The organism is Moorena bouillonii PNG (assembly GCF_001942495.1).
GTDB classification, from domain to species: domain Bacteria; phylum Cyanobacteriota; class Cyanobacteriia; order Cyanobacteriales; family Coleofasciculaceae; genus Moorena; species Moorena bouillonii.
The window spans coordinates 7,999,759-8,009,701 of the sequence record NZ_MKZS01000001.1; the positions used below are offsets into that span (position 1 = coordinate 7,999,759).

A 9,943-nucleotide genomic window follows, 5' to 3' on the forward strand; every position below is an offset into this window, starting at 1 on the left:
GACGGGGGCGCATGCCCCCACCATCCTGGGTTTATTGATAACTACTCCGGGTTTATTGACAAGATGCATTTACCCTGGTATCCTGTTTTTGTGTATTTTGAAAGTATTCTGAGCAATTTAAGTTTAGAAATTGTCATTGATTTGTTGACGTAATAAATCATTCTGCTCTCGAAGATGTTTTAGATCTAGTTCCAGTCCATCAACCCGCTGTTTTAGTCTTTTAACTTGTTTTTCCAAATTTGTAACTAAATTCTGAATATCATCTTGGATATCTTGTTTTAGCTCAATTTGTTGCTTGGAGGCTATCTGTTCAGTGTTAGAGATTTCATTTGTTAATCCACAAAGCTTAACTGCTGGATCGCCGACAATCAAATAGTTTCGAGCATCGTTATTGGCTGTCCAGAGATATGCCAAATCTTCATCTTTAACCAAAGTTTTATATTTCATTTCTTCTAACTCATGACTCAAATCAGAAGACAATTCTGCATAACGTTCATTGAAAAACTCTACTGCTGAGCCAATAGGATGACCTTCCATCAAACGTTTGAAAGTACTCTCGAAAACCTCTGTTTGTTGTCCAGCCCGTTTCCATTTAAAGGAATAACCCCAGGCTCGTTCAACATGACCAATTACAGCTAATGCTCCACCTTTAGGGTGGCTCAGAAGACGTTGGGGGAGTTGAGCCATAAAAGCATAGGGAGCAATTTCAGATCTCTGTTGACCAGTCCTATGAGCAAAATCATCCAATTTTGGCGTCCCCGAACTATAACAGGCAAAATTAAAAGCAATTAGTCCATGTATTTGGGCATCATCACCAATATCATCCGCAGAAAAATAATGGATATCAGGGTTTAATTCTTTTTTTTCAGACTCCCGAAATACGCCTGGCCAATCCTGACAAATTAATGCACCTTGATGAAGCAACTGTCGAGGATGATCTTTGGGGAAACACACGCCATGACTCGCTGTAAACAGCAGAGCCGGGGTTTCTGAACCTCCAAGCAGTTGGCTTAGACTAGCTTTTGTTGCCTCTTTGTCCAGCAAGGTTTGAATTGACCAATCTGGCTGATCTATCTTGACCTTATCGGAAAGGGGCTGAACTAAATATTTAAAACTTTGCTCAGTAGCGTAATCACCAGTATTTTTGACTCCAAAAAAGCTAGCTCGACGGTGAAGATTTGGAGGATTAATTTCTGCCTGCACCACACTTTGAGCATATTGGGCATATTTCTCCAATGTATCGAAGTAAATCCGTCCCACAGCATACTGTACATCAAGCTGATATTGAAAGTGATAGGGAATCGATTCTGGATCGCCCACAATTAAGAGATAATAGGGCATCTTATTGGGATTAGCAGGACCTGAGCCAACTCTTTGGCGTGTAAGAAAGTCCACTTTGGATTCATTGGTACGGTAGGCTCTGGAGTCAATATACTCTCGATAGAAGTTTTCATGAACTTGAGTTGCTTGTTGACGACGATGCTGTAATAATTCCTTAAGAGCATCTTTGATTTGTTCTGCTTGTAACCTAGAACTATCTTTATACTCATAGGCAAAAATGACTCCCCAACCTGTCTCAGCCAAATTCTTGGGATCAATCCCTTCAATTGGCCCCATTGGTTGATATTCATCTCTTTCCTTGCGATCTTTAAGTTCTGTCAGATGATGGGAATCAAAATGTTCGCCACGAGCAACATTAGCAATTTTTTTCAAAGAAAAAGGGTGAAAAAAATATTCTCCTGTTGCTCCATTAATTCCGTTAAAATATAGTATTTTTTTGTTCATTTGAATAGAGTTAAAAAATGAAATATAGCTGAGGGGGCGACGAAAGAAGTTAAAACGCAGATTCTATAAGCAATAAGCGCCCTTATACCTCGTTGATAATACTTTCGTTGTCTTGATAATGTATTCAACATTTCTGGGTTTTAGCATAATGATAAGAAAATTATCAATAGGTAAATTTTGTTACACTATCAATAGTTGAACTTTGTTACAAATAGAAGGGAGCAGGTCAAAGTTGCAGAACAGATGAACTATATACTATCAGAGCATGCTCAAAAACACGAACAGGTATAGCTTTAGTACAAATGTTCTGTATAAATGACATGCGCCCCAAATAGAACACCTACCTTTTTTCTACCACAAAAATCGACTAGCTTGACATACTAAGGATTTCAGGCTATTTTGTCGCCCGTTAAAAAATATAGCTAGAGGAAATACTTTGAATAAACAAACAGTAATGACTCATTTAGGTGCAGTAATTATAGATGGAAAGCTAAATCCTAATTATAATATTGCTTATATTCCTGAATTATTTGGAGATGCCCTTCCGATTGAATCAGTCAGACCTTTTATTACCTGTTTAATTACTCTACCAGGATATAAAGACGCTGAGCTAAATCCCACTTGTCATGGGACAATGCTAACTTGGAAAGAATATGGTCGGTGTGTTGCAACAGCCTTAAAATCTATTAATCAACCATTTACATTAGTTGGTAGTTCTAAAGGTGCAATGATTGCAATTTACACTGCTGTTCTAGTCCCTAATTTGGTTACAAAATTAGTTCTCTATAGAATTCCACGGTTTCAAAGTCTACGTGAAAATCTACAAAAAAAATATGCAGGTATTGCCCAATCTATAATAGATGAGGTCAATTTTTATAAATTTTTAGATAAAATCAGAGACAAGACTTCATATGAAATTTTACAAAATTTGGAGCATACTGGATGGGAAATATCTAAAAAACTTTATATGGGAGCTTCGGTTTCAGAACTAGATCTAGAAGTTTTGAAAAATGTTACTCAACCAATTATTTTGTTAGAACAGGATTTTCTATACGACGATCTACATCCCAAAGAAGCTTTAGAAAACTTACTGAATTATAAGTCTACAAAGACTATCAAAAAAATAGATACTATCGAAAATGCATTTCTAGTTTCTCCTGGAAATCTGTTCGATTCTTAGTTAGATTGTAGAATAGTTAATAAATCTTTGTCTTCATCTCGAACCTCTTGTTGATTATTCTCAATAAAATTACGCGCCCATTCACCTCCTCTTTGTGTTAGTTTATCTAACTCTGATAAATCTATTTCAGTATCATTGGTATTTTCTTCTTCTAGCTTCATCATTTCAACCTGTGCTTTTATATTCCAAATAATAACTACATCATCAACTCCTGCTGATACCATAAATTCTCCATTCTTATGAAAATCGACTGCCATGACTCGATCTGTATGAGCTTCTAAAGTAGATAGCAAAGTTCCTTTCCGACTCCATAGTCTAACGGTTTTATCAGCCCCTCCAGTAGCAATTAGCTTTCCACAGTGGCTAAATACAACATCAGAAACCCGATCTGTATGACCTTCTAGAACTAGAATAGGATCCAAATTTCCTAATGTTTGATTAAATTTCCAAATTTTAACAGTTCTATCTTCACTGGCTGTTCCCATTAATACTTGATCATCTTCTTCACAGTCTGGACTAAATACAACATTCCAAATTTCTTGTTCATGTGCTTTAAGAGAGTTAACTAAAATCCCATCCTGAGTCCATAATTTAATATATCCATCTTTACCGCCTGAAACAATCCACTGACTATCTGGACTGACACTTACGCCTCGAACCTCAGAAGTATGACCGTTTTCTCCTCCTAAAGTAGCGTATTCAATGTATTGATCTCCATTGAGAGTCCATACTCTCACTGTCTTATCTCCTCCTGCTGTAACAATAAATTTTCCATCTGGACTAAAGCTGGGATCACGAATATAGTCTTCATGTCCTTGGAGTGATTGTTTTAGGCAACCATCACTACTCCAGACTTTGACGGTTCGATCGTTTGTGGAACCAACTGTTACAATCAATTCGCCATCTGGACTAAAATTAGCACCATTGACTTTATCAATATGTGCATCGAGAGTTTGAAGATATTTTCCATTTAAATCCCATACGCAAGCTGACATATCCCAACTGCCTGTAACTAGTCGTTGACCATCTGGACTGAAGTTAACATCTAAAACTCGATCCGTATGATGTTTAATTACTGTATGAATTTGTTGATCTAAACTCCATAATCTTATTGTTTTGTCCCAACTTGCAGTTGCTAAGGTTTTATCATCTAGACTAAAACTTAAACTTTTAACACGACTTTGATGTCCCTTGAATGTCTTTAGTATATTGCCTTGTAAATCAAAGAGTTTAGCTGTTCGATCATCACTTACAGCACCTAAAATAGATCCACTTCTACTAAATCGTAGACAATTGACATGACCATCAAAATCAGTAACTTTTTTAATAATATCTCCATTCTGATTCCAAAAAATCATCGTACAGTCATCACTGCCAGATACAATAAGCTGTCCATCTGGGCTAAATACAACTGTCCTGACTCTGTGCTCATGACCTCTCAACTCTTTCAACAGATTTCCTTCGAGATCCCATAATTTAACAATTCGATCTTCTCCACTTGTTGCTATAATCTCACCATTAGGACTAAAGGTAACACTCCATACTTCTCTTGCTTCACTATTGGGATCTCCAACTTGGATTGTGTTGACTAAATCTCCACTAATTGTCCAAATTTTGACTGTACCATCTTTCCCGGCTGAGGCGATTAGCTGTTTATTTACAGCTACAGCAGTATCGAAAATCCAGCTTTTATGTCCCTTTAAATCTCTCAGACATTCAAACTCAACGGACTCAACTGAGTTTTCTTGTTCATTTAACTGGTATGTAACGTTCCAAATCTTAATTAATTTATCTGAACTACCAGAAACCACTAGAAAACGATTTCTATCTTGCGGAATAATATCAACACTATTAACCCAACCTTTATGTCCTTTTAAATCGGCTAGCAATTTACCACAGTAACTCCAAATCTTAACTGTTTTATCTCCTCCTGATGAGACCACTAAGTTATAATCTGAAGCAAAAATAACATCTTCAATCTGCTGACTATGTCCATGAAATCGGTTACGTTCTTGAATCGTAGAAACAACCTGTCTGAGAGCATCCACAACCTTTCGATTAATTTCCTCAGATTTAGCTTCTAATTCTCTAGTTCGTTTAGACGCTTTTAATGCAGTCACAAGAGAAGAGATCTGATCATTCAAAGATAGTTGTGCTTTTGACAGTGAAACCAAAGCATCAATCTCAGAATATTCTTTGCTGATTAAGATCTTTCTTCTCTCTGCTTGTTGATCTTTTTCATATTTAATACTAAGATTTACAAAATTGAAGGCTTCATCATCTAATTCAACCTTTAACTTTGAATAATACTGATCATATTTTACCTGAGATAATAAGCCACCCATAATTAAATGACTGTCATTATTGGTTGATTTTTTCCATTCTTCAAATTGGTCTTCAATTTTATCTCGTATTTTTCTAATTTCTTGACTGTTACCGAGCCAATTTGCAAAAGTTTTCCAACCTTCAATAAGAGCTTCATGAGCTAGATCAATCTCATCTTTACTTGTTACTAGGAGACGACTTTTGACTAGATATTCAATCAATTCAGAGAGTTGTTCTTGTTTCTCTGAATCTAATTCAATAGTTGATAATAATTTTGCTTTGGGTTGACGTTGACGAGTATCTTTAGTCCCCTCTCCCGTTCGTACCAGTCGCAGAAAGATTCTCCTAATCCATTCTTTTTGCTGCTCATCTCTTAGTTCTCCTGGGAATTCTTCGTAATCCTGTTGATACTGATAAATTTTATCTGCATGGCGGTTTAGTGCGCCAGTCAAGCTACCGATTTGGTTATAGGCTTCTAGAGTTAACAAATTTTGTCCTTGATCACGTTTATCCCAAAGTTGCGTTAATGCAAACTCTAACAAAGGTAAACTTCCCTTTTCTTTTCCTACATCTGTCATTATTTCTCCAATTAATCCTTTCTCCAAACGATATCCTTGCCGTATAGCAGGTTTAACAATCGCTGCTTCTAAGTTTGCTCCTTCTAGGGGTGGCATCAATTGGTTTTGAGTCTGTATCAACTGAGTTAATTTTGAATAATCTAAGCAGGATGATAAAAAATCTGCCCGCATTGTTGTGACAACTTTTAATCGACAGTCAGAAACTGTAACTACCTGAGTTAGCAAGTCAATAAATCGTTGCCGCTCTTGTTCATCAGAACAGACCGTGAAAACTTCTTCAAACTGGTCAACGATGAGAAGAAACTCTTTAGTATCCGGAAGTTGTTTCGTCAGTTCAATCAATCCTTGAGGATGTTTCTCTATTAGCTCTTTGAGTTGTTTTGGTTTTTTTTGACCTTTGAAAAAAGGCTTGAATATTTCCCTTAATTCTTCTAAAGGGAAATCTCCGGGTTTAATCGGTTCTAAAATATGCCAGTTTCCTTCTTCTTCTAGCCAAGGTATTAAGCCAGCCCTAACGACTGAGGATTTACCACTTCCTGATGTCCCAATAATTGGTACAAAATTAGTGTTTTCCAGGCTTTGTTTTATTTTTTCAGTGACTTCTTTTCGACCAAAGAAGAATTCTTTTTCTTCAGATTCAAAAACCTCTAAACCCTGATAGGGACAGAGAATATCTCCATTGTCATCTCTGATAGGTTCTATCGTGGCGAGCTGATGAGGAGAATCATGCTGCACAATTACAATAGAACGTCCACGCCCCATGCGAATAGGTTCCTGTCTGCTCTTGTGGAGGTCTCGATAAATAAAATCAAATAGGCGATCTCCTGTTACTGCACCTTGTTCATCAGCATTACTGTTAGATAATCCTTCTAACAAAGCACCTGTAAAAACACTGTGTTTCTCCCGTTTTTTTACGATTGCTGCTTCACTACTACGACAAGCCGTAATCAGGCAATAATCTGTTTTAGAGCTGAATGCTTGAAGTGAGCTTTCAATTAAGTTTTGTTCTAGAAAAAGACCGCTGTGACAAGCATCCAGTAATAGTACTAGGTTGCTCAAGTTTGATTGAATTATCAGTTTGCTCAGAGCACTGAGGGCTAAACCTCCCTTTTGCGCCGTAATCTTTTCATCTTCCAAAGTTACGGTACAATTTTCAGTTGCTATGTATCCAGTTGGTTCCTCAATATCTAGAGAATCAAAAACTTGAAAGCCATGTCCAGTAAAATAAATTAAAGCTTCATTGAAATCTGCTTTTTTCTGCAAAAACTCTTTCAAAGTATCAGCTATTTTTTTTGTAGTAACGTTATCCGTTAAGACTTTAACATATTTGTATCTTTTATCTTTATTCAGCACCTCTGCAACTGCAGAAGCATCTGTATATGCCTTGTTCAACATCGAAAAATATTTATCATCATATTTTGAAATACCAATTACAAGGGCATATCGTGCCATTTTTTAACCTCCAAAATAGAAAAAAAATTCAACTGTATTAAATTCTATTGACCTATCGCCGCACCCAAAACTGCATGAGCCACTACAGGTTTAAAAATATCACTATGAGAACCTGCTAAACCTGCATTTGGCAGATGTTTACAAATATACTTGCTACTTTCAATGTTATAAACTTTACCTGCTTCAAAGGAATAAGCTATATCCTGAGGTAACATCTCTAGATCGACAATATCTAGTCCTAACCCTCGCGCCCCAAACGTTCCCAGAGCACCATACTTGGGTAATTGCCCTGGTGCAAAATCAACCTCACTCAGAACAACACCTGCTCCCAGTGGATACATTTTACCCACTGCGGTATCGTACTCTGACTGAGTTGTAATAATTGGCCCTGCTACTCGACCCTCTGCAATAATTGAGTGAAAGTAACCGGGTTTTTTGTCTGAAATAACTGGAATTTCAGAGCAGTAAGACCAAAAAGAAAGCGCACCTTGGAGTAGTGCCAAAGAGTTCACAGGTCTTACAAGTTCACCCTTTCCACCTTTACCTGCCAAAATTGCAGAAACGACAATACAACCAAAACTATGACCTTTTAGATGAAATCGTACAGTTTCTGGTGCAGCTTCTTGTAGTTGCTTCAATAGTTGAGAACCGCCACTTTCTCCAAATTGACGCGCCCGTTCCTTCATTTTCCAAAAAGAAAGGATTCTCAAAGGTGCAAGTAATCCTCTTAAACTATAGCCACTACCAAAATCAAAGGATTCATCTGCAAACTCTTCCTCAAAAGCTTGGTAGATTTGTTCGGGATCAAAAGGCTCTCGATCATTTCCCGGAGCTGCACCTTCACCGTCATGACCCAAACCAGACAATTGGTTTAGTTGTTCATAAGCCTCTCGCACATTGGAGGGCAGTTCTGGCGGTTCCATATCTTCCATTGCTGCCGATAAAATAGTCTGAAGGGGTTGTTTGGCAACTTCAGTATCTGCTATTCGTTGGTATTGGTTGATCAAGTTTTCCATTGGAGTTCCAGATGTGGCATCAAAAGATACCGCCTGTTCCAAATTCTCGTCTCCCCAGGGCAAGCTAGGCCAATGCAGTCCAATAAATAAAGATTTGAATCCTGATCGAACTTGCTCCATTTTAGCTAAGTCAGTTTTTTGAACAGCGATCGCAGTTAACCAGTTTCTATATTGATGACGGGCAGCTGGAACGTCTCCCATCCAACCGTGACTAAAAATAAAAACATCTGTAATTGGTTCGTTAGCCAAAATTTCTACCAATTTTTGGCTCATCTCACCCCTTTCCTGCTCATTACCATACTGATCAAAAGCTACTAGGTAATAGTTTACGGATTGTCCTCCTTGCAGGACAATTTCAGGTAAATTATCGATAGGCATCTTCTTAAATTTTAAGTCTGTGAGTTCTATTTACTAATCGTCATCTTGCAATGATGAGTGACTAGAAAATACAACCCTTTACACATCCGAGGTTATCCTTGATGAGAGATAAATTATTAACCTATACACCAGGGCTTTTGTGAAGTGCAATTTATACCAAATTAAATGGGATTACCCTGGCAGTAATAGGGCGACAACTTTTGATAAAATCGGCTTGATTTTATCAAAGGTTGTACTAACCTTATCGGCGCATCGATTAGAAATCTGTTGGGCTTGGTCTTCTGGCACCTCTACTTCTATCAACGTGCCATCGTTTAACTCAATTAACTTAGTAGCGGTCATGATTTTACCTAACTGAACGTCTACTCAACTCCTAAAAGTTGTTTGATCCAGCATTGGTGCGTTAAGGGCAGCAACCTAACCCTGGCTACGAGGCGAAACATTAACGCCCCCCTAAAGCACCACTAGCAATAGTGTCAAATATGAGATGCACCCTATGTCTGATTCGAGTAGTTTATTTTTTGATGATCAGCTTTGATGGCTATCAATTTGTTATTGATAGCTAATTTACTTTCCAAAAACAGTATTACACACAATTAAGACTATTTTAGTTAACTTATGTTAAGTTTATTAATTTTATAAAAAACTTTTACGAGAGATAATTCACAACAACGAATTAGTAAGGGTTTCAGGGCTTTTTGTCTTGGTAGTACGAAGTAGTAAGTAGAGCATGAAGTGTCGATGAATTGCTCTGAAGCAGGGTGAAGTAACCTGAAGTAAATGACAATTACTATTGTATTTATATTGGAGATGTAAACAAATAATTGCAAGAGTTATAAAACATAAAACTCCGAACAATTAGGAGCCGTAAGGAATACAAGTTTTTTTAGTTTAGCGAAAATCACAATCTAGTTTTACAACTCATTTGTAAGCTTCAAATAACGTATAAATACTCATTGCTAAAGTTCAATAAATTTGATCACAGTATCAAGACAAATAGAGATAGGTGAGGTGTTGACTGTAGCGATTGGCCGTAGGCCACGCTACGCGATCGCATCATCACTACCCAGCCCAAATAGAAAAACCAAATAACCAAGCAGTAAAGTAAGGAAATGCGATTGACCTTTGGTCACGCTACGCGATGCTTCGTAGGAGCCGCTAAAAGCGATCGCATTTCCCGATTCCCGATTCCCGATTCCCGATTCCCGATTCCCGATTCCCGATTCCCG

5 protein-coding genes are annotated in these 9,943 nt (G+C 37.5%); 1 reads left to right on the forward strand and 4 read right to left on the reverse strand.

Annotated elements, in window-relative coordinates; translation table 11 throughout:
• Nucleotides 1–123: 123 nt before the first annotated feature.
• A complete protein-coding gene (locus BJP37_RS32675) occupies nucleotides 124–1,785 on the reverse strand; it encodes a C25 family cysteine peptidase (RefSeq protein WP_075905259.1) in 1,662 nt (553 codons plus the stop codon).
• A gap of 436 nt (nucleotides 1,786–2,221) precedes the next feature.
• Between BJP37_RS32675 and BJP37_RS32680 the strand changes: the two genes are divergently transcribed.
• Nucleotides 2,222–2,965: an alpha/beta fold hydrolase gene (locus BJP37_RS32680; RefSeq protein ID WP_143727911.1), complete on the forward strand. Its 744-nt coding sequence runs from the start codon at nucleotides 2,222–2,224 to the stop codon at nucleotides 2,963–2,965.
• Here the strand turns inward: BJP37_RS32680 and BJP37_RS32685 are convergent.
• The 3 genes from BJP37_RS32685 to BJP37_RS40470 form a co-directional block, all read right to left on the reverse strand.
• The gene (locus BJP37_RS32685) at nucleotides 2,962–7,320 is read right to left on the reverse strand and encodes an nSTAND1 domain-containing NTPase (protein ID WP_075905263.1); all 4,359 of its coding nucleotides are present in this window, start codon (nucleotides 7,318–7,320) and stop codon (nucleotides 2,962–2,964) included. The genes BJP37_RS32680 and BJP37_RS32685 overlap by 4 nt on opposite strands.
• Before the next feature lie 44 nt (nucleotides 7,321–7,364).
• Nucleotides 7,365–8,714 carry a hypothetical protein gene (locus tag BJP37_RS32690; protein ID WP_075905265.1) on the reverse strand — a complete coding sequence of 450 codons (1,350 nt, stop codon included), beginning with the start codon at nucleotides 8,712–8,714 and terminating at the stop codon, nucleotides 7,365–7,367.
• A gap of 171 nt (nucleotides 8,715–8,885) precedes the next feature.
• A complete protein-coding gene (locus BJP37_RS40470) occupies nucleotides 8,886–9,056 on the reverse strand; it encodes a hypothetical protein (protein ID WP_158069863.1) in 171 nt (56 codons plus the stop codon).
• Between the last annotated feature and the right edge of the window lie 887 nt (nucleotides 9,057–9,943).